This is a genomic window from Pseudomonas sp. P39-UII1, from assembly GCF_039672635.1.
Taxonomy (GTDB): Bacteria; Pseudomonadota; Gammaproteobacteria; order Pseudomonadales; family Pseudomonadaceae; genus Aquipseudomonas.
This window is the reverse complement of record NZ_JBDFPP010000018.1, coordinates 72428-95451: the sequence shown is the minus strand read 5'-3', so window position 1 is coordinate 95451 and position 23024 is coordinate 72428. Positions and strand designations below refer to the sequence as shown.

23 protein-coding genes are annotated in these 23024 nt (G+C 63.2%); 4 read left to right on the top strand and 19 right to left on the bottom strand.

Annotated features, from left to right (window positions below; all coding sequences use genetic code 11):
* Positions 1-244 precede the first annotated feature (244 nt).
* Positions 245-721: a DUF4399 domain-containing protein gene (locus tag ABEH27_RS20420; protein WP_346615294.1), complete on the bottom strand. Its 477-nt coding sequence runs from the start codon at positions 719-721 to the stop codon at positions 245-247.
* A gap of 198 nt (positions 722-919) precedes the next feature.
* On the opposite strand from ABEH27_RS20420, the gene ABEH27_RS20415 reads away from it, so the two are divergent.
* The gene (locus ABEH27_RS20415; protein WP_346615293.1) at positions 920-1408 is read left to right on the top strand and encodes a transporter substrate-binding domain-containing protein; all 489 of its coding nucleotides are present in this window, start codon (positions 920-922) and stop codon (positions 1406-1408) included.
* A gap of 124 nt (positions 1409-1532) precedes the next feature.
* Here the strand turns inward: ABEH27_RS20415 and ABEH27_RS20410 are convergent, their stop codons facing one another.
* Complete coding sequence (locus ABEH27_RS20410; protein ID WP_346615292.1) at positions 1533-2036, bottom strand: DUF523 domain-containing protein; 504 nt, start codon at positions 2034-2036, stop codon at positions 1533-1535.
* On the bottom strand, positions 2023-2658 hold the full coding sequence (locus ABEH27_RS20405; RefSeq protein ID WP_346615299.1) for a 2OG-Fe(II) oxygenase: 636 nt from the start codon (positions 2656-2658) through the stop codon (positions 2023-2025). The genes ABEH27_RS20410 and ABEH27_RS20405 overlap by 14 nt, the downstream gene beginning before the upstream one ends.
* A gap of 110 nt (positions 2659-2768) precedes the next feature.
* On the opposite strand from ABEH27_RS20405, the gene ABEH27_RS20400 reads away from it, so the two are divergent.
* Positions 2769-3521 carry a DUF2059 domain-containing protein gene (locus ABEH27_RS20400; RefSeq protein ID WP_346615291.1) on the top strand — a complete coding sequence of 251 codons (753 nt, stop codon included), beginning with the start codon at positions 2769-2771 and terminating at the stop codon, positions 3519-3521.
* Here ABEH27_RS20400 and ABEH27_RS20395 read toward each other — a convergent pair whose 3' ends face one another.
* The gene (locus tag ABEH27_RS20395; protein ID WP_346615290.1) at positions 3522-4448 is read right to left on the bottom strand and encodes an alpha/beta hydrolase; all 927 of its coding nucleotides are present in this window, start codon (positions 4446-4448) and stop codon (positions 3522-3524) included. It abuts the gene before it with no gap.
* Positions 4449-4657: 209 nt separating this feature from the next.
* Here ABEH27_RS20395 and ABEH27_RS20390 point away from each other — a divergent pair, with 209 nt between their 5' ends.
* A complete protein-coding gene (locus ABEH27_RS20390) occupies positions 4658-5224 on the top strand; it encodes a DUF6436 domain-containing protein (RefSeq protein WP_346615289.1) in 567 nt (188 codons plus the stop codon).
* Here the strand turns inward: ABEH27_RS20390 and ABEH27_RS20385 are convergent.
* Positions 5203-5769, bottom strand: coding sequence for a sugar O-acetyltransferase (locus ABEH27_RS20385; RefSeq protein WP_346615288.1), 567 nt, complete (start codon positions 5767-5769; stop codon positions 5203-5205). The two genes, ABEH27_RS20390 and ABEH27_RS20385, sit on opposite strands and share 22 nt — an antisense overlap.
* An 87-nt stretch (positions 5770-5856) precedes the next feature.
* Between ABEH27_RS20385 and ABEH27_RS20380 the strand changes: the two genes are divergently transcribed.
* Positions 5857-8244 carry a penicillin acylase family protein gene (locus ABEH27_RS20380; RefSeq protein ID WP_346615287.1) on the top strand — a complete coding sequence of 796 codons (2388 nt, stop codon included), beginning with the start codon at positions 5857-5859 and terminating at the stop codon, positions 8242-8244.
* Positions 8245-8320: 76 nt separating this feature from the next.
* On the opposite strand, the gene ABEH27_RS20375 is transcribed toward ABEH27_RS20380, so the two are convergent.
* The 14 genes from ABEH27_RS20375 to ABEH27_RS20310 all read right to left on the bottom strand — a co-directional run bounded on the left by ABEH27_RS20375 (position 8321) and on the right by ABEH27_RS20310 (position 22827).
* Positions 8321-9106, bottom strand: a complete 786-nt coding sequence (locus ABEH27_RS20375; protein ID WP_346615286.1) for a MetQ/NlpA family ABC transporter substrate-binding protein — start codon at positions 9104-9106, stop codon at positions 8321-8323.
* Positions 9107-9280: 174 nt separating this feature from the next.
* Complete coding sequence (locus ABEH27_RS20370; protein ID WP_346615285.1) at positions 9281-10111, bottom strand: sigma 54-interacting transcriptional regulator; 831 nt, start codon at positions 10109-10111, stop codon at positions 9281-9283.
* Positions 10112-10175: 64 nt separating this feature from the next.
* Positions 10176-10757 carry an alpha/beta hydrolase gene (locus ABEH27_RS20365; RefSeq protein ID WP_346615284.1) on the bottom strand — a complete coding sequence of 194 codons (582 nt, stop codon included), beginning with the start codon at positions 10755-10757 and terminating at the stop codon, positions 10176-10178.
* 188 nt (positions 10758-10945) lie between these two features.
* Positions 10946-11347, bottom strand: a complete 402-nt coding sequence (locus ABEH27_RS20360; protein WP_346615283.1) for a biopolymer transporter ExbD — start codon at positions 11345-11347, stop codon at positions 10946-10948.
* A 1-nt stretch (position 11348) separates the two neighbouring features.
* Entirely contained in the window at positions 11349-12068 is a 720-nt protein-coding gene (locus ABEH27_RS20355; RefSeq protein ID WP_346615282.1) for a MotA/TolQ/ExbB proton channel family protein, read from the bottom strand.
* A 44-nt stretch (positions 12069-12112) separates the two neighbouring features.
* Positions 12113-12907 (bottom strand): energy transducer TonB, encoded by a 795-nt coding sequence (locus ABEH27_RS20350; protein WP_346615281.1) that lies wholly within the window; start codon positions 12905-12907, stop codon positions 12113-12115.
* Between the two features lie 337 nt (positions 12908-13244).
* Positions 13245-14234, bottom strand: a complete 990-nt coding sequence (locus tag ABEH27_RS20345; protein WP_346615280.1) for a sulfate ABC transporter ATP-binding protein — start codon at positions 14232-14234, stop codon at positions 13245-13247.
* A gap of 3 nt (positions 14235-14237) precedes the next feature.
* Entirely contained in the window at positions 14238-15110 is an 873-nt protein-coding gene (gene cysW, locus ABEH27_RS20340; RefSeq protein WP_346615279.1) for a sulfate ABC transporter permease subunit CysW, read from the bottom strand.
* Positions 15111-15123: 13 nt separating this feature from the next.
* A complete protein-coding gene (cysT, locus tag ABEH27_RS20335; protein ID WP_012274724.1) occupies positions 15124-15942 on the bottom strand; it encodes a sulfate ABC transporter permease subunit CysT in 819 nt (272 codons plus the stop codon).
* Between the two features lie 199 nt (positions 15943-16141).
* Entirely contained in the window at positions 16142-17146 is a 1005-nt protein-coding gene (locus ABEH27_RS20330; protein ID WP_346615278.1) for a sulfate ABC transporter substrate-binding protein, read from the bottom strand.
* Positions 17147-17194: 48 nt separating this feature from the next.
* Positions 17195-17377 carry a sulfur starvation response protein OscA gene (oscA, locus tag ABEH27_RS20325; protein WP_003248957.1) on the bottom strand — a complete coding sequence of 61 codons (183 nt, stop codon included), beginning with the start codon at positions 17375-17377 and terminating at the stop codon, positions 17195-17197.
* 247 nt (positions 17378-17624) lie between these two features.
* Positions 17625-20678: an efflux RND transporter permease subunit gene (locus ABEH27_RS20320; protein WP_346615277.1), complete on the bottom strand. Its 3054-nt coding sequence runs from the start codon at positions 20676-20678 to the stop codon at positions 17625-17627.
* Complete coding sequence (locus ABEH27_RS20315; RefSeq protein ID WP_346615276.1) at positions 20675-21742, bottom strand: efflux RND transporter periplasmic adaptor subunit; 1068 nt, start codon at positions 21740-21742, stop codon at positions 20675-20677. Before ABEH27_RS20315 ends, ABEH27_RS20320 begins: the two co-directional genes overlap by 4 nt.
* Positions 21739-22827: an efflux RND transporter periplasmic adaptor subunit gene (locus ABEH27_RS20310; RefSeq protein ID WP_346615275.1), complete on the bottom strand. Its 1089-nt coding sequence runs from the start codon at positions 22825-22827 to the stop codon at positions 21739-21741. Before ABEH27_RS20310 ends, ABEH27_RS20315 begins: the two co-directional genes overlap by 4 nt.
* Positions 22828-23024 lie beyond the last annotated feature (197 nt).

The window sequence follows — 23024 nt, the reverse complement described above, 5'->3', positions numbered from 1 at the left end:
ATCTGATCAACCACCGCCAATTTAAAAGACAGTGAGTAATCTCGCTGTGTGCGCTTTACACCTTGCTCCATCTGACTCTCCGGAAATTCGGGATGGGAGGTGTAAACCTTATTCAGGACGGGACATGCTGCATAAAAAAGGGAGGCCCAGGTGGCCTCCCTTTTTCGTTCATCTGTGCCCTGGGCCCGCTTCGCAGGCCTTTCGCGACGCAATGCCGCGCCTACAGAAGACAGGCTCGCGATGGTTACTTCACCTCGACGGTGATCTTCTTCGACTCGACGCTTGGCTTGAACGGCACGTGATACTGGTCGCCCAGCACCAGCTGCAAGGTGTGCTTGCCCGGCGTCAAGGTAATGGTGGCCTCGGTCTGTGCCTTGCCGAAGTGCAGCACCTGTGGGCCCGCCGGCAGCGCAACACCGCTCTCGGGCATCAGGCTGGTGGGCAGTGGCTGGTCAGCCAACGGTTCTTTGTCGACATCCACCAGCAGGTGGTGGTGGCCGGTGTGAGGCGTCTGGTCGCCCGCAGGCTTGAGCCCCATGCCTTCGATGCCGAACTTGACGGTGAAGGTCTTGTCGACCGTTGCACCATCGGCGGGGGAAACGATGAAGACCTTGGCATCCTTGGGCGGCTCCTGGCTCTTCAGCGCATCCGCAGCGGTGGCCAATAGCGAGGCCCCCATCAGCAGGCCGGCAACGGCAGCACGCGAAAATAGGCTGTTCATTCACTTCTCCTGTGATTCACTTGAAAGCCGCCGCCAGAAAATTCCTACGGCAGCGGTCGTTCACCATAGCCCACAAAGAGAAATATTTCAGTTAGGGTTAAACCTCGCCAAGGCTTCAAGGTCATAGGCTGCGCTCGACCACGACGAGGAAGAAAGTCGTGGCGAAAGTTATTCATTTGCCAAAGAAAGGGGCTTTACATGCGTTCGACCATAGGCGTACTGCTGGCAGTACTCATCACGCCATTGGCTCAAGCCGAGCTGATAGACGAAATAGCCGACCGGGGCGAACTGCGCATTGCCGTGCAGGCCGACAACTCGCCTTATGCCTTCAAGGAAAACGACCACCTGACCGGCTTCGACATCGAATTTGGCCAGGAGCTGGCAAAGGAGCTGGACCTGCGCGCCGAATTCATCGAAACCCCTGCCGCCGAAGCGTTGCCAGGGGTGCAAAGTGGAACCTACGACATCACCCTGACCCCGGCAGACAGCGCACCCAAGGCCGACACCCCGTTCGATGTCAGCCAGCCATTCGGCGAGAAGAAACTGGTGATCCCGTTCCAGAAAGGCAACCCCGCGTTCGAGGGCGCAGTGAACAACGCGCTGCAGCGGCTCAAGGACAGTGGCCGTACTGCAGAGCTAGAGCAGAAGTGGTTCAAGGGTGTGCAGGAGACTGCTGCCGGGCAATAACTGATTTGTCGCCTGTACCGGCCTCTTCGCGCGGCAAGCCCGCTCCCACAGGTATGTCACAGTTCGCCAGAATTGCGCGGTATTTGTAGGTGCGGGCTTGCCCCGCGAAGAGGGCGGAGCAGGATCAAGCTGAACGCCCAGCCAACGCTCGCTCCGCTTCTTCCAGCTCCAATTCGCTGAACACCAGCACGCCGTCGCGCCGCAACAGCGCCGTAGTCACCCCTTCACCCGGCACCTTCACCCCGGCAAACGTGCCATCGTAGGTCAACCGGTTGCCACACGAGGGGCTGCCAGCCTTGAGCACCGCCACCCGGATACCATGCAGACGCACCAGCGCCAGCGCCTGCTGCGCACCGGCCAGGAACGCAGCACTGACATCCTCGCCACTCACCGTGATTACCTGCGCGCCACCATCGAGCACAGCGCCACCCTGCCCACCCGGGATTTCCGCCGCCGGGCGCGGAGTCGGCAAACCGCCGGCCACTTCCGGGCACAACGGCACCACACGCCCTTCGGCCTGCCAGCGCTGCAACAGATCAGGATGGCCGCTGGCTCGGCCGTCATAACGCACCGGCTGCCCTAGCAGGCAGGAGCTGACCAGCACCCTGGGCAAGTCAGAACGGGTCATTGCCACGGCGCCGGAACCAGCCCGTCAGCGATAGCCTTTCGCGTCCGGCCGGCAAGACTTCGTGCGGCACCTCGCCCGACAGGAAAATCACCAGGCTGCCGGCCACCGGCTGCACGTCGTGCACCACATCGTCAGCCAGGAACATGCGCAACTGGCCGCCATCCTCTGGCTGCCAGTCCTCATTGAGGTAGAGCACCGCCGAGACCATGCGCCGGTCGTCATCGCGAAAACGGTCCAGGTGCCGGCGATAAAACGCCCCCGGTGGGTACAGGGCGAAATGGCACTCAAAGTCTTCAAGGCCGAGGAACAAGCCCTGATTGATGGCCAGGCGCACGTGGTCCATGGCCGCCAGGTATTGGTCACACGCCTCGGCCTGGCCGGGGTCGATCCACTCGATCTGGTCGCCACGGATCGCCTCGCGCACCTCCTGGGAAACGCCGCGCCCAACCCCGGCAGGGTTGAGCTGGCCTTCTGCATCACGGCGCCGACATTCGGCCGCTAGCGCACGCACCAGTTCACCAGGCAGAAAAAGGGCCTGCTGCGACCAGCCATGGGTGGCCAGATCGTCGACGACGGCCGCAAGCATCGGGTGTTCAGGGGATATGTGCATGGCGCGCATCATATCCATTAGCCCTGCACTCGCACAGCGCCACTTGGCTGAGAATCACGCGCGTATCTCGACAAACCGACGCCGAGCCAAGGACAATAGCCATCTGCCGACAGGAGTCCTGAATGCGCCGTCTGTTTTCCCTGCTTCTGCTGATGATCTGCACCATGCCTGTCTGGGCAGACAGCCTCGATCAACTGTACAAGGCCGCCGGCTGGCCCGACCAGCGCGCCCATTTCAATGATGCCGTGAGCGCCGCCCAGCAGCGCTACCGCAACAGCCTGCCGCCTGCCGTTTACCAGGCGCTGGTCAACAACAGCAACCAGCGCTTCCAGGCCGAGGGTATGGATCGCCGTGCCCTGGCGCAGCTGCGCAGCGCCTTGCCCAACCCTGCGCCGGCGCTGGCCTTCTTCCAGTCGCCGCTGGGGCGCAAGATCGTCGCCGCCGAATTGCTGGCCACGCGCAAGGACCAGTTGGCCAAGAACGCCAAAGGCCTGCCGAAGATCCAGGCCAGTGACAACCGCCTGCTGATCATCGGCCACCTGGCCCAGGCACTCCCGGCCCGCGAAGCGGGTGCCGAGGTCAGCCTGGCGATCGCCGGGGTGGCTGCCGACAGCTTGAGCTCGATGATCCCCGGCCTGTTTGGTGGCGGCCAGGCCCAGGGCCTGCTCGACGGCCAGCGCCAGCGGCTGATGAGCCAGATTGGCGAGGACCTCAACAACACCTTGCTGTACGTCTACCGAGACTTGTCCGACGCCGAACTCGAGCAGTTCGCCACCTTTGCCGAATCGCCGGAAGGCAAGGCGTATTACCAGGCTGCCGTGGCTGCCGTGCGCGCAGGGCTGGCGGTCGGCCAGAACGGCGCCAACCTCAAGTAATCAGCCCAGGCGCTGATCGATGAAGTCGAAGTAGCGCTGGCGAATGCCCGGCAGCTCGTTGGCCAGGTGGTGGCGAGCCTCGGGCAGCATGAGGATTTGCGGTTCGCTGAACTTGGCCTTGAGCACCTTGAGGTTATAGGGCCAGTCCACGGTGCCATCCGCCTCCCCCTGAACGATCAAAGGCTGCCGCTTACTGCACGGTGCGGCTTCGATACGCTTGACCCAAGCCATCAGCGCGCCGACCCAAGCGGTCGGCAAGCGACGCGGTTGCAGCGGGTCGGCCTGCAGAAACGGCAGGAACGCCGGGTCGTTGGTGTTTTCGCTGAAGCGCCGCTCGATGCCATTGACGAAATGGCGCAGCACCCGATAACTGACTTTCGACCACAGCCAGGCACGTGGGCGCACCAGCGGCGCCAGCAGGATCACCTGGCCATCGATCGGGCTTTTTGCGCCCTGGTGCAGCAGGTGGTCCACGGCAATCGCCCCGCCCGTGCTTTGCCCGCACATGTGCCACGGTCGCGGCAGGTCAAGGCTCCGCGCCTGCTCGAACAAAGCGTCCAGCACCTGCTGGTACAGCGCGAAATCAGTGATGCTGGCGCGCTCGCCGCTGGACAACCCGTGCCCAGGCAGGTCGCAACTGATGACCGCGTAGCCCTGCTTCAACGCCCATTCGATCACATGCCGGTACAGGCCCATGTGGTCGTAATAGCCATGCAGCAGAAACAGCGTCGCAACAGGCTGCGGCGGCAGCCAGGCTTGCCCGACCAGCTCGAAGCCCGCTGCCTGGAAGCCACCCAGCCAGCTCTGCGCCGACAGGTTCAGGCCATAGAAACGCTGGTAGTCCTGGGCCAGCGCAGACAGGGGCTGGCGAGCGCTCAAGGGCTCGAGGGTGGGGCGCAGGCGGTCGGGCTGAAAAGCAACAGGCATCAAGTACATCCAAAGCGAAGCGAGTATTGATCTGGGATATTCAGCTCTTGGCTCCATCGTGGCAAGCTTGGGCACTTTTATTGCCTGAACTGGCCTCATCGCCGGCAAGCCGGCTCCTACAAGAACCGCATGTTCTCCACAGCCGCCGCTGTACCTGTGGGAGCCGGCTTGCCGGCGATGAGGCCAGCAAAAACAACAGCGAATTCTTCATGCAGACGCCAATCAAACGGGTAATCATGGCCACCGCGGTGCTGCTCGGCGCCGCTGTGCTCTGGTGGGCCTACGACAATTTCCAGTCCCGCTACCTGCGCCCCTTCGACAACCAGGCCACCCTGTTCGACGGCAGCCAGTTGCGCCTGCCCGCGGCACTCGCAGGCCCTGGCCCGATCCGCGTGGTGCATTTCTGGGACCCGGCCTGCCCCTGCAATGTCGGCAACCAGCAGCATCTGGCCGACCTGGTCAGCCACTTTGCAGGCGCTGATGTCACGTTCCACTTCGTGCAAAAACCCGGTAGCCACGGCCAGTTGCCGGCCAACCTCACACGCTTGCAACCCATCGCCAACCTGCCTGGTAGCGAGCAGCTGCCCGCCTCCCCCGCCGTAGCGATCTGGGACCGTCAGGGCAACCTTGCCTATTTCGGCCCCTACAGCGAAGGCGCGGTGTGCAACGCCAGCAACAGCTTCATCGAGCCGATCCTCAAAGCGCTGCTCGATGATCGCCAGGTCAGCGCATCCAATACGCTTGCAGTTGGCTGTTACTGCCCTTGGGGCGGCTGACGCACCCGCGCCGGGTTACCCACCACCACCGCGCCCGCCGGCACATCGCGGGTGACCACACTGCCCGCGCCGACCACCGCGTTGTCGCCGATGGTCACCCCGGGCAGGATGATCGCCGCACCGCCAATCCACACGTTGTCGCCGATGGTCACCGGCCGCCCGCTTTCCAGCCCGCTGCGGCGCTGCTCGGGGTCAAGCGGGTGGTCGGCGGTGTAGATCTGCACCGCCGGGCCGATCTGGCAGTCATCGCCGATGCGCACCGGCAGCACGTCGAGAATCACGCAGTTGAAGTTCATGAAGGTATTGCGGCCGACACTGATGTTGTAGCCATAGTCACAGAAGAACGGCGGGCGAATCACGGTGCCCTCGCCCACATGGCCGAAGTGCTCGGCGAGCAAGCCGTTGCGGGCTTCATTGAGCAACTCGAAGCTGCTGTTGTAACGGTGCATCCAGTGCTTGCTGGCAATTTGCTCGGCCTGCAGCTCGGGGCAACTGGCATGGTAGGGCTGGCCGCTGAGCATTTTCTGTTTTTCGCTGAGGAACATTGGAATCTCCTGTCGGGGGCTATGCTCTGTTCGCGAATACGTCGAAGATCGGACCACATTTTCCGCTCGAATGCACAAGGAGTCTCGATGAAGCGCAGCCTGACCCTGTTGGCCGTGGTCGTAGCCGTGGCCGCCGGCGCTGGTTACTGGTACGTGCATGGCAAGCTGCCGCAGCGTGACGGCGAGGTGGCGATCGCCGGCCTGCAGGCCCCGGTCAGCGTGCGCTATGACACCCGCGGCGTGCCGCACCTGCAGGCGCAGAACGAAGCGGACCTGTACCGCGCCTTCGGTTACGTGCATGCCCAGGACCGGCTGTTCCAGATGGAAATCATGCGCCGCCTGGCGCGTGGCGAGTTGGCCGAAGTGCTGGGCGACAAGCTGCTGCCCACCGACACCCTGTTTCGCAGCCTGCGCATCCGCGACCAGGCTGCCTTGATGGTGCAGCGGCTGGACCGCCAGTCACCGGCATGGCAAGCCCTGCAAGCCTATCTTGACGGCATCAACGCTTGGCAGGCCAGCCACCCCAAGCCCATGGAGTTCGACCTGATCGGCATCACGCCCAGGCCGTTCACCGCCGAAGACACCTTGAGCATCGCCGGCTACCTGGCCTACAGCTTCGCTGCCGCGTTCCGCACCGAGCCTGCACTCACCTACATCCGCGATCAGCTCGGCCCGCAGTACCTGAAAATCTTTGACCTCGACTGGCACCCTGACGGTGCGATCCGCACGCCACTGGCCGCCGCAGACTGGCAAAGCCTGGAAGCCCTGGCGCGGCTCAGCCACGAGGCCCTTGGCGATGCCGGTATCCCGCAGTTCGAGGGCAGCAACGCCTGGGCCATTGCAGGTAGCCGTACTCGCAGCGGCAAGCCATTGCTGGCCGGTGACCCGCACATCAGCTTCGCGGTGCCGGCCGTGTGGTACGAGGCGGAGCTGTCGGCGCCTGGCTTCAACCTGTATGGCTATTTCCAGGCGCTGAACCCGTTCGCGCTGCTCGGGCACAACCGTGACTTCGGCTGGAGCCTGACCATGTTCCAGAACGACGATGTCGACCTGATTGCCGAAAAGGTCAACCCGGCCAACAACGACCAGGTCATGGTCGATGGCCAATGGCGAACCCTGGAAAAGACCGAGCAGAAGATCGCCGTCAAAGGCCAGCCGCCCGTCACCGTCGAGCTGCGCCGCTCCCCTCACGGGCCGATCGTCAACGAGGTGCTGGGGGCAACCGCCGGCGCCACACCCATCGCCATGTGGTGGGCATTCCTTGAGACCGACAACCCGATCCTCGAAGGTTTTTACCAACTCAACCGCGCCGACACCTTGGCCAAGATGCGCGAAGCGGCCGCCAAGGTACACGCGCCAGGGCTGAACTTCGTCTGGGCCAACGCGCGTGGCGATATCGGCTGGTGGGCAGCGGCGCAACTGCCGATCCGCCCGGAGGGCGTCAACCCGACCTTCATCCTCGAGGGTGCCAGCCCACAGGGCGACAAGCTGGGATTCTACCCCTTCAGCGTCAACCCGCAGCAGGAAAACCCGGCCAGTGGCTACATCGTTTCGGCCAACTACCAGCCGCCAGCGGTGGTGCCGGTACCGGGCTACTACAACCTTGCGGACCGGGGCCGACAGCTGGACCGCCAGCTGGCCAACCCGGATGTGCAATGGGACACCGAAAACAGCCAGGCGCTGCAACTGGACACCGCCAACGACTACGGCCCTCGCACGCTGGCGCCGTTACTGGCGACCCTGCGCGGCATCGCCCAGGGCGATGAGGAAAAGGAGCTGGTCGAGCAACTGGCAGCCTGGCGCGGTGACTACCCGCTGGACTCGACCAGCGCCACGCTGTTCAACCAGTTCCTGTACCAGCTGGCGTATGGCGCGCTGCACGACGAGCTCGGCGATACCTGGTTCCCGGTGCTGATCAGCACCCGCGCCATCGACGCCGCCCTGCCACGCCTGGCCGCCGATGCCGAATCGCCGTGGTGGAACACCCGCGGGGCCACTCAACCAACCGACCGCACCGCCGTCGTGCGTGGCGCCTGGCAGCAGACGCTCAAGCACCTGCGTGAAACCATCGGCAAAGACCCGGCCAGCTGGCAATGGGGCAAGGCGCATACGCTGACGCACAACCATCCGCTGGGGGTGAAGAAGCCGCTGAACCTGCTGTTCAACGTAGGGCCGTTCGCGGCGCCCGGCACCCATGAAGTGCCCAATAACCTGTCGGCGAAGATCGGGCCGGCACCCTGGCCAGTGACGTATGGACCTTCGACGCGGCGGCTGATCGATTTTGCCGATGCCGGGCAGGCGCTGACCAGTAACCCGATCGGGCAAAGTGGGGTGCCGTTCGACAGGCACTATGCGGACCAGGCCGAGGGGTACATCGAGGGGCGGTACCAGCGGGCACAGATGGGGGTTATTCCGGCGCAGAGTACGCTCAAAGCGGTGCCTGTAGGAGCGGGCTTGCCCGCGAAGGGCCGCTAAATCCACCCCTCAACCACTGCCAGCACCAAAAAAAAACGCCGACGCAATGCGCCGGCGTTTTTCATGCAGGGCCGAATCAGAACGCCGGCAGCACCGCACCGCTGTACTTCTTGGCGATGAATTCCTTCACCTCTGGGCTGGTCAGGGCCTTGGCCAGCTTCTGGATAGCCTCGCTGTCCTTGTTGTCCGGGCGGGCAACCAGGAAGTTCACGTACGGCGAGTCGCTACCCTCGATTACCAGCGCGTCCTTGGCCGGGTTCAGGCCAGCTTCCAGCGCGTAGTTGGTGTTGATCATGTCCAGGTCGACCTGGTCCAGTACCCGCGCCAGCATGGCCGATTCAAGCTCCTTGAACTTCAGCTTCTTCGGGTTCTCTGCAATGTCCTTCGGGGTGGCCAGGGCGTTTTTCGGGTCTTTCAAGGTGATCAGGCCAGCCTTCTGCAGCAGGATCAGGGCACGGCCGCTGTTGCTGCCTTCGTTAGGGATGGCAACGGTTGCGCCGTCCTTCAGCTCGGACAGGTTCTTGATCTTCTTCGAGTAGCCACCGAATGGCTCCACGTGCACGCCGATCACGGTTTCCAGGTGGGTGCCTTTACCTTCGTTGAAGCTCTTCAGGTACGGCAGGGTCTGGAAGTAGTTGGCGTCCAGGCGCTTCTGGTCCACTTGCACGTTTGGCTGCACGTAATCGGTGAAGACCTTGATTTCCAGGTCCACGCCCTCTTTGGCCAGGGTCGGTTTGATCAGCTCGAGGATTTCAGCGTGGGGTACCGGGGTGGCGGCAACCACCAGTTTCTCGGCGGCAGCAGCCAGGCCGGAGAACGACAGGGCGGCGGCCAGGGCCGTGGTCAGCAGGGTCTTCTTCATGGTGGTCCTTGTTCTGTTTCTGGCCATCGGCGATGGCGAAGTCGGTGCCCAACCGTTTCATCAGCGGGCGTGAGGCGGAAGATACCGAGATTTTTTATTCCGCAACAATACCTTTTAATTAGCTACTTATTCCAAAAACAAACTGCCATTACCGACTTTGCTTATGAGCGAGGTCTAGCCTGCGGGGTTGGGCAGGTCGAGGTCCTCTGGCTGGATCTCGTCACTGTCATTGACCAGCAGGGCGAAGTGGATGATGTTCTCCAGCTCGCGAGTGTTGCCGGGCCAGGCGTGGGCTTCCAGCACCTGCTGGGCCGCTTCGCTGATCAGTGGCACCGGGCGTTGCAGGCGTGCGGTGTAGATACCCACGAAGTACTCAGCCAACGGCAGGATATCGCCGCGGCGCTCACGCAGCGGCGGCAGCTCCAGAGCACCCTCGCGCAGGTACTGGTACAGGCGTTCGTTGAACCTGCCGGCCTTCACCACCCGCGCCAGGTCGATACTGGTCGCCGCCACCAGGCGCACATCTACCGGCTGCGGCTGTTGCGCACCGACACGGGTGACTTCGCGGTTCTCCAGTGCGGCCAGCAGCTTGCCCTGGATAGCCAACGGCAAGTCGGCGATCTCATCCAGGTACAGCGTGCCGCCGTTGGCCGAGCCGAACCAACCTGCACGGCTGCTGGCAGTTCCCCCGTGAGCACCGGCGCTGTAGCCGAACAGCTCGGCGTCGGCGTAGGTGTGGCTGATGGCCGCGCAGTTGACCGAAACAAACAGCCCGCCGCGGTCGCTGGCGCGATGGATCTGCCGGGCCAGCAGCTCCTTGCCGGTGCCGGTCTCGCCGCGGATCAGCACCGGCAGCGGTTGCGGCGCCAACCGCTCGAGGGCCTTGCGCAACTGCTGCGAGCGCGGGTCGATGAACACCAGTGCCTTGGCACGGATGCTCAGTGGGCTCTTGTCCAGTTCAGGGAAGGTCAGCAGCGGCTGGCCGAACGGGTTTTGAAAGGTCATGACGAACTCCCGCCCCATGCCTCCAGCGGCCGGGCGTCAGGCTAACGATAAACAGTAGGGCCGATCAGGCGCGGCGCAGTGCGCGCTGCTCAACCCGGCTTTGCAGGCGATACAGGTAGGCGAAGCCCTGCTCCCAGCGTTCATGCCCAGACTTCACATTGATGTGCCCGGCGTTGCTCAACAACCCTGCTTCAGCCCCCCAGGCCTGGGCCAGGAAAAGCGCGCGCGGAACGTTCACCGCCGGGTCGTTATCGGAGCTGACCACCTGGCTTGGGAATGGCAACGCCTGCAGCGGGATCGGCGCGAAGTTGCGCAAGGCGGGCGAGCAGGTCGGCCGCTCGACGTCAGCCGGTGCCACCAACAGCGCGCCACGCACTCGGCGCAGCAAGGCCGGGCTGGCCTGCTCGGCCCAGTGGGCGACCGTGATGCAGCCCAGGCTGTGGGCGATGAGAATCACCGGCGAGCGTTCAGCGGCGATCGCCTGCTCCAACGCCTGCACCCAGTCCTGGCGCTGCGGAGTCAGCCAGTCCTGCTGCTCGACCCGGGCGCTGTTGGGCAAGGTGCGCTGCCAGTGACTCTGCCAATGGTTGTCTGGCGATCCTTGCCAGCCCGGCACAATCAGGTAGCGAATCGACTCATTGCGCATGGGGACGCCTCCAGTAAGTTTGCGTGCTTGGAGACAAGTATAGGGAGGTGTTTATATTCGTAAAGGAATAAGAAGCTATTTATTAATAACCATAAGGCATTTCTGGGAAAATCATTTGCCATAAAAAAAGGGCCTACCCCTGCCAAGAGATAAGGCCCATAAGCACTTGCCTGAAGAGGGTTTGCCGATCAGCGCGCGGTGATCACCGCCAGTTTGCTGATGCCTGCACGTTCGATCGCGGCCATGGCTCGCGCCACCTCGCCGTAATTCACGCCGTCGTCAGCCTGCAGCTGCACACGCACTTGTTCGTCCTTGGCCTTGGCCGCCTTGAGGCTGGTTTCCAGCAGGTCCGGCTGGATCTCGTCCTTGTTGATGAACAGCTTGCCGCTGCCATCGATGCTCACCACCAGCGGGTCCTTCTGCTCCACCGGCGCCACGGCCTCGGTCTTGGGCAGGTTGATGGGGATGGCGTTGGTCAGCAGTGGTGCAGTGACGATAAACACCACCAGCAGCACCAGCATGACGTCTACCAGGGGCGTGACGTTGATTTCACTGAGGACTTCGTCGTTGTCCTGGGTCGAAAAGGCCATATCAGGACGCCTCCTTCACCGGCTGGGTGAAACCGGTTTGCGCCTTTTGCACGGCGGGGTGCACCAGCACGCGGAAAGCACTCTTCTGCGCCAGGCTATAGAAGTCGTGGGCGAAATCATCCAGGTCGGCGGCGGTCAGCTTGAGGCGGCGCAGGAAGTAGTTGTAGACCAGCACCGCCGGCACCGCGACAGCGATACCCACACCCGTGGCGACCAATGCCGCGCCGATGGGGCCCGCCACGGTTTCCAGGCTGGCCGAGCCTGCCGCGCTGATGCCCTTGAGGGCTTCCATGATGCCCCAAACCGTGCCGAACAGGCCGATGAACGGCGAGGTACTACCGATACTGGCCACCACGGCCAGGCCGGTTTCCAGCGAGCGGCGCTCACGCACGATCTGCTGGCGCAGGGCACGTTCCAGGCGGTCCTGGTGGTTGATCGCGTGACTCAGGTCGTTGGCCTGGGCCTCGCCGACAGCAATCGCGGCATAACCGGACTGAGCAACGCGGGCCGCCGGGCCAGGCAGCTCATGGCTGATTTGCGCCGCCGCATCCAGGCTCGAGGCTGCCCAGAATTGCTGGTGGAAGCGTTTGTCCTGATTCTTCAGCCGCACGAACTGCACGACCTTGACCAGGGCCAAGCCCCAGGTAGCGACAGAAAAACCTACCAGCAGCCAGATGACTGCGCTTTCAACGGACTCGAGGGGGGATGCCAACAGGCTCATGAGAGTGTTTTCCTATGTTCTGCAAATAATGGTCTGGCGAAAAATCAACGAAGCTTGAAATCGATCGGCACACTGACCCAGCCGGCCTGGGCCACATCGCCCTGCTTGGCGGGCACGAAACTCCAACGCTTGACCGCAGCCAGGGCGGCGGCGTCGAGGGCATCGCGACCGCTGCTTTTCTGCAGCTGGATCTGCCCCGGCTTGCCGCTGGGCAAGACCTCGACTCGCAGCAGCACGGTGCCTTCCCAGCCGCGGCGCTGGGCCATCTGCGGGTACTCCGGCGCCGGGTTCTTCAGGTACGCGGCGTTGGCCGAAGCGGGCGTTACCGGCGCCGGCGCGGGTGGCGCAGGCGGTGCGGGGGCCGCCACCGGCGCAGGCGCAGGGGGTGGTGCCTCGACGGGTTTGGGCGGCGGCTTGGGCGCCTGCTTGACCACGGGCTTGGGCAGCGGCTTTGGCTTGGGTTTAGGCTTGGCGGCCAGCTCGTCAACGACCGGTGGCGGTGGCTCCACCACCGGCGGTGCCGGGGCCGGTGGTGGCGGCTCGACCACGGGCGGCGCAGGTGCGGCGAACTCGATGGTCATGGGTGGAATCTGCGGCGGCACTACCGGCAGCTCAGGCGTCGGGGCTTGGCTTACCCAGTAGGCGGCGGCGCCGTGCAAGGCCAGCACCAGCAAGCCCAACGCCAGCTTGTCGCGGCGCTTGAGGCCGCTGACCGGCGTGCGTTGCAGCCGCAGCTGGCCCAGCGGCAGGCGAAGTGTCCGTCCAAGCTCGACCAGGTCACCCGGGGCCGGGCGCCATGGCTGGTCGTAGGCCCTGACGGCCGTCTGGACATTACCCATTGATCAAACTCCTGGGGTTCTTGATTCAGGTGTGTGGCTGAATCATCGGGGCCAGAGGCTTATCTCTTAAAGTAATGTTTAAAATTAAAGTTAGATCATTTAGGCATATTGGTTTTGGGTGGTTGCTTGGAAGCCACGTGATTCGCGGGTTTCGTTAGAGCAGCGCAAAACCGATGCATTGCAGGCATGGAAAATATTCTTGTAAGGCATCGGCTTGCCGCGAGGGCTGCGCCCTCGATCGCGGGCAAACCCGCTCCTACAGGGGGGCGGCGGCGATTCGTACACGGGCAATAAAAAAGCCCGGGACCATGCCCGGGCTTTTCGATGATCCGAGGGATCAGATATCCGCCACCTTCTGCCAGACCTTCGGCCTGAAGAACAGCGTCTCGCCCCGCGCCAGCCCAGTCAGGCTGTCGTGGTCCTTGACCACCTCGGCCTCGATCAACTCGCTTTGCCCTTCCACCTTCAACGTCACCCGGGTAGTCGCCCCCAGCGGCCGAATATCACGAACCTCGGCGGCATGGTGCCCTTCAGTCTCATGGCGGGACAACGACACCTCGTGCGGGCGGAACAGCACGTGGTTGCCTTCGCTGAGCGCCAGGCGATTGGAGTCGCCGAGGAAGTGGTAGACGAAGTCGTTGGCCGGCTTCTCGTACACTTCGCCCGGCGAGCCGATCTGCTCGATCACGCCCTTGTTCATCACCACGATGCGGTCCGCCACTTCCATGGCTTCTTCCTGGTCGTGGGTCACGAATACCGAAGTCAGGTTGATGTCTTCATGCAGCCGTGCCAGCCAGCGGCGCAGCTCCTTGCGCACTTTGGCATCGAGGGCGCCGAACGGCTCGTCGAGCAGCAGCACCTTGGGCTCCACCGCCAGGGCACGGGCCAGGGCGATACGCTGGCGCTGGCCCCCGGAGAGCTGCTCGGGGTAGCGGTCGGACAACCAATCCAGCTGCACCATGTTCAGCAGCTCATGCACCTTCTCGGCGATCTTGCTCTCGCTCGGGCGCTCGCCCTTGGGCTTCATGCGCAGGCCGAACGCGACGTTGTCGAACACGCTCATGTGGCGGAACAGCGCGTAGTGCTGGAACACGAAACCGACGTTGCGATCACGCACATCGTGGCCGGACACATCCTCGCCGTGGAACACGATGCTGCCGTCATCCGGCGTTTCCAGGCCAGCGATGATACGCAGCAGGGTGGTCTTGCCGCAGCCAGACGGGCCCAGCAGGGCCACCAGCTCGCCGCTGTGGATATCCAGGTTGATGTTGTCCAGGGCCTGGAAGCTGTTGAAGCGCTTGCTGACGTTACGAACTTCGATCGACATGAATCATTCCTCCGCGGCGCTATGGCGCAGGCGGTTAATACGGTTCTCGCTCCACTGCTTGAGCAGCAGGATGAAGAGCGCCAGGATCAGCAACAGGCTGGCCACGCTGAAGGCCGCGACGTGGTTGTACTCGTTGTAGAGGATTTCCACGTGCAGCGGCAAGGTGTTGGTGACGCCGCGGATATGCCCCGACACCACGGACACCGCGCCGAACTCGCCCATGGCTCGCGCAGTACACAGCACCACGCCATAGATCAGGCCCCACTTGATGTTCGGCAAGGTCACGTGCCAGAACATCTGCCAGCCGTTGGCACCCAGCAGGCGTGCGGCTTCTTCCTCCTGGGTGCCCTGCTCCTGCATCAGCGGGATCAGTTCACGGGCAACGAATGGCACAGTGACGAAGATGGTCGCCAGCACGATGCCCGGCAGGGCAAAGACGATCTGGATATCGTGGTCCTGCAGCCAAGGCCCAAACAGCCCCTGGGCGCCGAACATCAGCACGTAGACCAAGCCGGCAATGACCGGCGACACCGAGAACGGCAGGTCGATCAGGGTCACCAGCACGCTCTTGCCACGGAAGGTGTACTTGCTCACGCACCATGCAGCGCTTACGCCGAACACCAGGTTCAGCGGCACGGAAATGACCACTGCGAGCAAGGTCAACTTGAGCGCAGACAGCGCGTCAGGCTCGAAGATCGCCTCGAAGAACGTACCAAAGCCGTTCTTCAAGGCCTGCGACACCACAATCACCAGCGGCAGCAACAGGAACAGCGCGAACACCAGCCAGCCAAGGCCGATCAGGATGCGCCGCGAGGTGGCACTGCCACGCCGTGCGGCGTTGGCGGCGGCGGTAGCGCTCAGGGATGAACTGGACATAGCCGGGCCTCCTTCAAGGGGTTTCGATGCGGCGCTGCAGCAGGTTGATCAGCAGCAGCAGGATGAAGGAAACCACCAGCATGAGCACGCCGATGGCGGTCGCGCCGGTGTAGTCGTACTGGTCGAGCTTGACCATGATCAGCAGCGGCAGGATTTCGGTTTTCATCGGCATGTTGCCGGCAATGAAGATCACCGAACCGTACTCGCCGACGCCTCGGGCAAAAGCCAGGGCAAAGCCGGTGAGCCAGGCGGGCAACAGAGCCGGCGCCAGGATGTGGCGGAACACCTGCAGGGGTTTTGCGCCCAAGCAGGCCGCAGCCTCTTCGACTTCACGCGGGATGTCTGCCAGCACCGGCTGCACCGTACGCACCACGAACGGCAGGGTGACGAAGGTCAGTGCCAGGGTAATGCCCAACGGTGTGTAGGCGATCTTGAAGCCCAGGTCGGTGGCGAACTGGCCCACCCAGCCAGCAGGGGCGTACAAGGCGGTCAGGGCGATACCGGCTACGGCGGTGGGCAGGGCAAACGGCAGGTCGATCATCGCATCGATGATCTTGCGCCCAGGGAAGGTATAGCGCACCAGCACCCAGGCCAGCAGGGTACCGATGACGCCATTGATGATGGCGGCGAACAGGGCGGTGCCGAAACTCAGCTTGAGCGCGGCGATGACCCGTGGCGCGCTGATGATGTTCCAGAACTGCTCCCAGGTGAGCTGCGAGGCATGAATGAACATGGCCGCGAGCGGTATCAGCACGATCAGGCTGAGGTACACCAAGGTGTAGCCCAGTGTCAGCCCGAAGCCGGGTATGACGGGGGAAATGCGACGTGACATAAATATCCCTGGTTGAACGCACGAAGCCCGGAAAAAATTCCGGGCTGGTGCAAGCTTCTGAATCCCGGGGCAGCTGCGCAGCCCTTCGCCGGCACGCCAGCTTCCAAAGGATTACCACAGGCCTGAGCGCTGCGCGATTCCTGTAGGAGCTGGCTTGCCGGCGATGGGCCGCCAAGCGGCCCCGCTTTTCCTCGGCCAGTTACTGGGCCTGATAGATCTGGTCGAACACACCACCGTCGTTGAAGAACTTGGGTTGTGCAGTCTTCCAGCCACCGAAGTCCTTGTCGATGGTTACCAAATCCAGTTTCGGGAACTGCTTGCCGAATTCGGCAGCGACTTTCGCGTCACGTGGGCGGTAGAAGTTTTCAGCAGCAATTTTCTGGCCGGCCGGGCTGTACAGGTGCTTGAGGTATTCCTCGGCGATCTGTTCGTTACCCTTTTTCTGCGCGTTCTTGTCGACCACAGCCACTGGCGGTTCGGCAAGGATCGACAGCGAAGGCACGACGATTTCGAACTTGTCGGCGCCGCCGTCTTCCTTCAGCGCCAGGAACGCTTCGTTTTCCCAGGCCAGCAGCACATCGCCCTGGCCGTTGTTGACGAAGGTGATGGTCGAACCACGGGCGCCGGTATCCAGTACAGGCACGTGCTTGAACAGCTCCTTCACGTATTCGGTGGCTTTGGCTTCGCCACCTTGCTTCAGGCCATAGGCCCAGGCTGCAAGGAAGTTCCAGCGGGCGCCGCCGGAGGTTTTAGGGTTCGGAGTAATGACCGAGACGTCCTTCTTGATCAGGTCGCCCCAATCCTTGATGCCTTTCGGGTTGCCCTTGCGTACCAGGAACACGATGGTCGAAGTGTACGGGGTGCTGGCGTCCGGCAGGCGGGTCTGCCAGTTCTCCGGCAGGGTCTTGCCGAGCTTGGCGATTTCGTCGATGTCGCCGGCCAGGGCCAGGGTCACCACGTCGGCGCGCAGGCCGTCGATTACCGCCCGGCCCTGTTTGCCCGAGCCGCCGTGGGACTGCTGGATCTTCACCTTGTCGTCCGGGTGCGCTTGCTGCCAGTGCTTGATGAATTCGGCGTTGTACTGCTGATACAGCTCGCGCGTCGGGTCATAGGACACGTTCAACAGTTCGTAGTCCTTGGCGATGGCGGAACCGGCAAAAACGGCACTGGCCAGGGCGGCGAGCGCATAACGGCGGATGGACATGGTGAAGCTCCCGATTGGCATTTTTCTAGTTTTGAGTGTGGTGCGGTATCAGCCGGGCTTGTTACCGGGCTGTTGCAGGCGGAACTTCTCCTTGCGCTCGATCTGCACGACCTGAGCGTTATGCACGGTAATCTCCACCGCACCGAAACGCAGATCGCGCAGGGCGCTCTGGATCTCACGCAGAATGGTGGCTTCGTCCTGACCGTCGATGCTACGCAGAGATGCACTCATGCTCGTTCTCCTTGGAGTGAGGGTGCCGGGCAGAGGTTTGAAGGGGTTTGCGCCTGGCTTGAGGGCAATAGTAGTGAGGCGCGGATATTCTTAAAAATACTGTTTAAGAATGTTTATATAACTAATTTAATCTTTGCGCTGGCGGGCCCTATCGCCGGCAAGCCGGCTCCCACAGGGACCCCATGAATATCAACCTGTGGGGTGTACCTGCGGGGGCAGGATTGCCGGCGATAGGGCCAGCGAAGCCTCAGTTTTGCTTCTGCGGCTCGCGGATTTTGTACCAGGCCACATACAGCGCCGGCAGGAACAGCAGCGTCAGCAGCGTTGCACTGATGATGCCGCCAATCATGGCGTAGGCCATCGGGCCCCAGAACACTTCGCGGGCAATCGGGATCATGCCCAGGCTGGCTGCCGCGGCTGTCAGCAGAATTGGCCGGCGGCGGTGGTTGGTGGCTTCCACCACCGCATCCCACGGTGAATAGCCCTGGGCTTCGAACTCGTCGATCTGGGTCACCAGGATCACCGAGTTACGAATGATGATGCCGGCCAGGGCGAGAATCCCGAGAATCGCCACAAAGCCCATCGGCGTGCCGGTCGGCACCAGCGCCAGCACCACACCGATCAGCCCCAGCGGCGCCACGCTGACCACCAGGAACAGCTTCTGCACGCTGTGCAGCTGGACCATCAGGAAGGTCGCCATGAGGAACAGCATCAGCGGAATGACCTTGGCGATCGGGCCCTGGGCCTTGCTGCTCTCCTCCACCGTACCGCCCGTGGCCACTTCGTAGCCGACCGGCAACTGGCTGGCGAACTCATCGATCTTCGGCTTCAACTGGGCCACCAGGTCGGTGGGCTGGATGTCCCCGTTTACCGACGCCTTGAGCGTGATGGTCGGCTTGCGGTCACGGCGCCATACCAACGGCTGCTCCAGTTCGTAGCGTACGGTGGCGAAGGCCAGTAGCGGTATCGAGGTGCCGCTTGGGGTGACGATCTGCAGGTTCTGCAGCGTGTCCGGCGAGCCCCGCTCGCTGTCCACCGCGCGGGCGACCACATCTACCAGGTAGATATTGTCGTTGACCTCGGTCACCGGTGCGCCGCTGACAATGCTGTTCATCACGTTGGCCACGTCTTCGGACGACAGCCCAAGCTGGCGCGCCTTGTCCTGGGCGATTTCGATGCGCAGCACCTTACCGGGCTCGTTCCAGTCGTAGATCATCTCGCCGATGTGCTGGTTGGCATCGAGCAATGTGGCCAGCTCGATCGCGTGCTTGCGCACCTGGTCGATGTCCTTGCCGCTGACGCGATACTGGATCGGCCGGCCTACCGGCGGGCCCATTTCCAGCGACTGCACATTGCTGCCGATGCCGACGAACTCTTCATGCAGCAACTTCTGCAGGCGCGCCATCATGCCCGCGCGCTCCTCGAAGCCTTTGCTGACGATGACCAGCTGGGCGTAGTACGGGTTCTGCAGTTGCTGGTCCAGAGGCAGGTAGAAGCGGATCGCGCCCTGGCCTATGTAGGTACTCCAGCGCACCATGTCCGGGTCGTCCTTGATTCTGGCTTCCAGGCGGTCGACCACTTTGCGCGTCTCTTCGATCGAGGCGTTTTGCGGCAGGTTGAGGTCGACGAGGATTTCCGGGCGGTCGGAAGACGGGAAAAACTGGTTCTGCACGAAGCGCATGCAGAACAACGCCAGGACGAACAGCACGATGGTGCCGATGATGGTCAGCCAGCGGTTGCGCATGCACCACAGCAAACCGCCTTCGAACGCCCGCCCGACACGGCCGGGCTCCGCCTCGTGGGCCTTGAGCTTGTCGGCCTTGAGAATATGCACCCCGAGCACCGGCGCGAAGAAAACCGCCACCACCCACGATACGATCAACGCCACGGCGATCACCGCGAACAGGGTATAGGTGTACTCGCCGGCGGAACTGGCATTGAGGCCGATCGGCACGAAGCCGGCCACGGTCACCAGGGTGCCTGTGAGCATGGGGAATGCCGTAGAGGTGTAGGCAAAGGTCGCCGCCTGCTCCTTGCTCTCGCCCATTTCCAGCCGTGTGACCATCACCTCGACGGTAATCATCGCATCGTCCACCAACAGGCCAAGCGCAATGATCAGCGCCCCCAGCGAAATCCGCTGCATGGTAATGCCGCTGTATTCCATGAACACGAAGACCATGGCCAGCACCAGCGGGATCGAGCAGGCCACCACCAGCCCGGCGCGCACGCCCAGGCTGACGAAGCTTACCGCCAGCACGATCACCACCGCCTCGAACAGGGCGCTGGTAAAGCCGCCCACCGCGTCCTTTACCACTACCGCCTGGTCGGACACGGTGTGCACGCCTACGCCCACTGGCAGCTCGCTGACGATGCTGTCCATCTTCTGCTTCAGCGCGGCACCAAAGACCTGAATGTTGCCACCGGCCTTCATGCCGATCGCCAGGCCAATCGCAGACTGGCCGTTGTAGCGGAACATCGGCGAAGGCGGGTCGACGTAGCCGCGCTCGATATCGGCGATATCGGCCAGGCGGAAGAAGCGGTCGTTGATCCGCAGGTTGACGGTTTGCAGGTCTTTCTCGGAGGCGAACTGCCCGGTTGTACGAACAGAAATGCGCTCTGGCCCGGCTTCGATCACCCCGGCTGGGGTTACCGTGTTCTGTTGCTGCAGCGCCTGCATGACTTGGCGCTGGTCGATGCCCAGGGCCGCCAGCTTGCGGGTGGAGAACTTCAGGTACAACACCTCGTCCTGGGTGCCGACCAGCTCGATCTTGCCGATATTGGGGACTTCGCGCACCTCGGCCCGGGCCTGCTCCACGTAGTCGCGCAGCTGGCGCATAGTCAGGCCGTCGGCGGTAAAGGCGTAGATGGAACCGAACACGTCGCCGAATTCATCGTTGAAGCCAGGCCCCTGGATGCCTTGGGGGAATTCGCCGCGAATGTCCTGGATCTTCTTGCGCACCTGGTACCAGATGTCCGGGATGTCGCCGGCCTTGGTGGTGTCGCGCAGGTAGACGTAGACGGTGGACTCGCCGGGGCGGGTGTAGCTTTTGGTGTAGTCGAGGGAGTCGAGCTCTTCGAGCTTCTTCTCGATGCGGTCGGTGACCTGGTAGAGGGTCTCGTCCTGGGTCGCACCCGGCCAGCGGGTCTGGATCACCATGGTCTTGATGGTGAACGACGGGTCTTCCTCACGGCCCAGGTTGAAATAGGAAAAAATCCCCATCAGCAAACCGACGAACATCAGGTACCAGACGAAGGACTGGTGGCGCAACGCCCATTCGGACAGGTTGAAGCTTCCTTTCATTGCGCGTCCTCGTCGAATGTAACTTTCTGGCCGGGCTTGAGGCTGTTCACGCCGGCGGTCACCACCCGCTCGCCGGGTTGCAGGCCGGCGCTCACCAGGACGCTGTCGCCAGTGCGCTCGGTAAGCGTAACGTCACGGGTGGCGACTGTTTTCTGTTGTGGGTCGATCACCCAGACCTGGGTTTTGCCATCACGTTCGAGCAGCGCGCTCAGGGGCAGTTCGCTGCGCGGGGTGATCGCCGAGGTCAGGGTTACGCTGATCGCCGTGCCCAGGTGGAACGCAGCCGGGGTGCTGGCCAGGGTCAGCCGGGCACGGCGGGTGCGCGTGGCGGCGTCGGCCTGGGGTTCCAGCTCGCGCAGGGTAGCCGTGGTGTTGATGCTGCTATCCAGCTGCGAGGCAACGGTGAAGGTAAGGTCCTTGGTCAACGCTTCGGCGATGCTGATCGGCAGGTCGATGACCGCTTCCTTGACGTCTGGACGGGCCAAGGTGACCACGGCCTCCCCGGCCGTGACGGTCTGCCCGGCTTCGGCCTGCCAGGCGGTGATCACCGCCGCATGGTCACTGCGCAAGGTGCTGTAATCGAGCTGATCGCGCGCCTGGCTGACCGCCGAGCGGGCCTGCTCCAGGCTGGCACCGGTGGTTTTCAGGTCGGTCTGGGCGATGTCCAGCTGGGCCTGGGCGCCGACGCCGCGGTCATACAGCTGCTGCTGGCGGCGGGCGTTGGCCTGGGCGTTGATCCACTGCGCCTGAACCCTGGCCAGGTCGCCCTCGGCGGCGCGCAGCTGGTTCTGCTGGTCGGTCGGGTCAAGGGTGGCCAGGGTATCACCGGGCTTCACCTGGGCGCCGACATCCAGCCAACGCCGGGCGATGCGCCCGGATACGCGAAAACCCAAGGTGCTTTCGAAACGCGCCTGAATGGTGCCGGCGAAGCGGCCCAGTTGTGACTGCGCCTGGGCCTCGACCAAGGTCGACAGCACCGGGCGCACGGCTTCGGGTTGCTCTTCTTCGCTGCCACAGCCGGTCAACAGCAAGCCGGCCGCGCACATCAGCAATAGTCGTTTCATGGCGCGGAGCCTCCATCCTTGGCATCGACTTTTTCAACCTGCATGCCCGGATGCAACAGCTGGCCACCACTGACCACAACGGTCTCGCCCCCTTTCAAGCCCTGGGCGATGACGATCTTGCCGGTCAGGTAGCGGGTAACCTGGACCTTGCGCAATTCCACCTTGTCACCCTCACCCACCACCCATACCGCCGGCGCGTGCACTTCCTTGGTCAGGGCCGACCAGGGCAGTTCGATGCTAGGCCGCCCCTGGGCGTTGGCCGTGGCCGTCACCGGCGAGCCCAGCTGCATGGCTGGCGGCACATTGCGCAGCGCCACCTTGACCTGCACCGTGCCGCTCTGCGCGGATACCGTCGGGGTAACTTCGCGGACAAAGCCCTGGGCCTGCACTTTGGGGTCGTCGAGCAGGCTGACGATCACGCCAGCGTCGCTGGGCGGTGCCACCAGCAGCGATTCGTAGACGTTGAACACCGCATCGCGGTCGCCATCGCGGGCCAGGCCGAAGATCGGCTGGGTGGCCTGCACCACTTGGCCGACCTCGGCCTGGCGCTCGGTAATCACCCCATCGGCTTCGGACACCAAGGCGGTATAGCTCAGTTGTTCCTTGGCGTTGGCCAGTTGCGCCTGGGCAGCCTTGAGCGCGCTCTGGTTACTGCGCAGCGCGGCCTCGGCGGCGTCGTACTCGCTCTGGCTGGTATAGCCCTTGGGCAGCAGTTTTTGCTGGCGCACAAACGCGGCGGCGGTCTGCGTCACACGTGCCTGGGCGGCAAACACCTCGGCCTTGGCCGAGTCGACATTGTTCTGCAGGTCTTTCGGGTCGAGCCGCGCCAGCACCTGGTTGGCCTTGACGTGATCGCCCACATCGACGCTTCGCGAGATGATCTTGCCGCCGACACGGAACGACAAGTCGGTTTGTACCCGCGCCTGTACGTCGCCGGTCAGGGTGACCCTGGCCGCGAAGTCAGTAGGTTGTACTTGCAGCACGCCGACCCGCGGCAGCGTCTCGGGGGTTTCTTGCTTGCCACAGCCGGTGAGCATGTACAGCACACTCAGGCCTGCCAGCACCAGTGGACGCGTCACCCTCATGCAGGCTCCTAGCTTGCGCACAAATGATTTGTGAGATGCGACAGTCAGCGTAGTTCAGGGTTCGCTAAAGATCACGAGCGAGGGTGCGTGAGGTGAGGGGTGCCAGTGCATCCGGCACAAGGCAGCGCCAACAAGGTCAGGTCATTGAAAAACTAGTATTTCTGCCAGTAGTCGGGTGTCGCCCGCCATTCCACAAT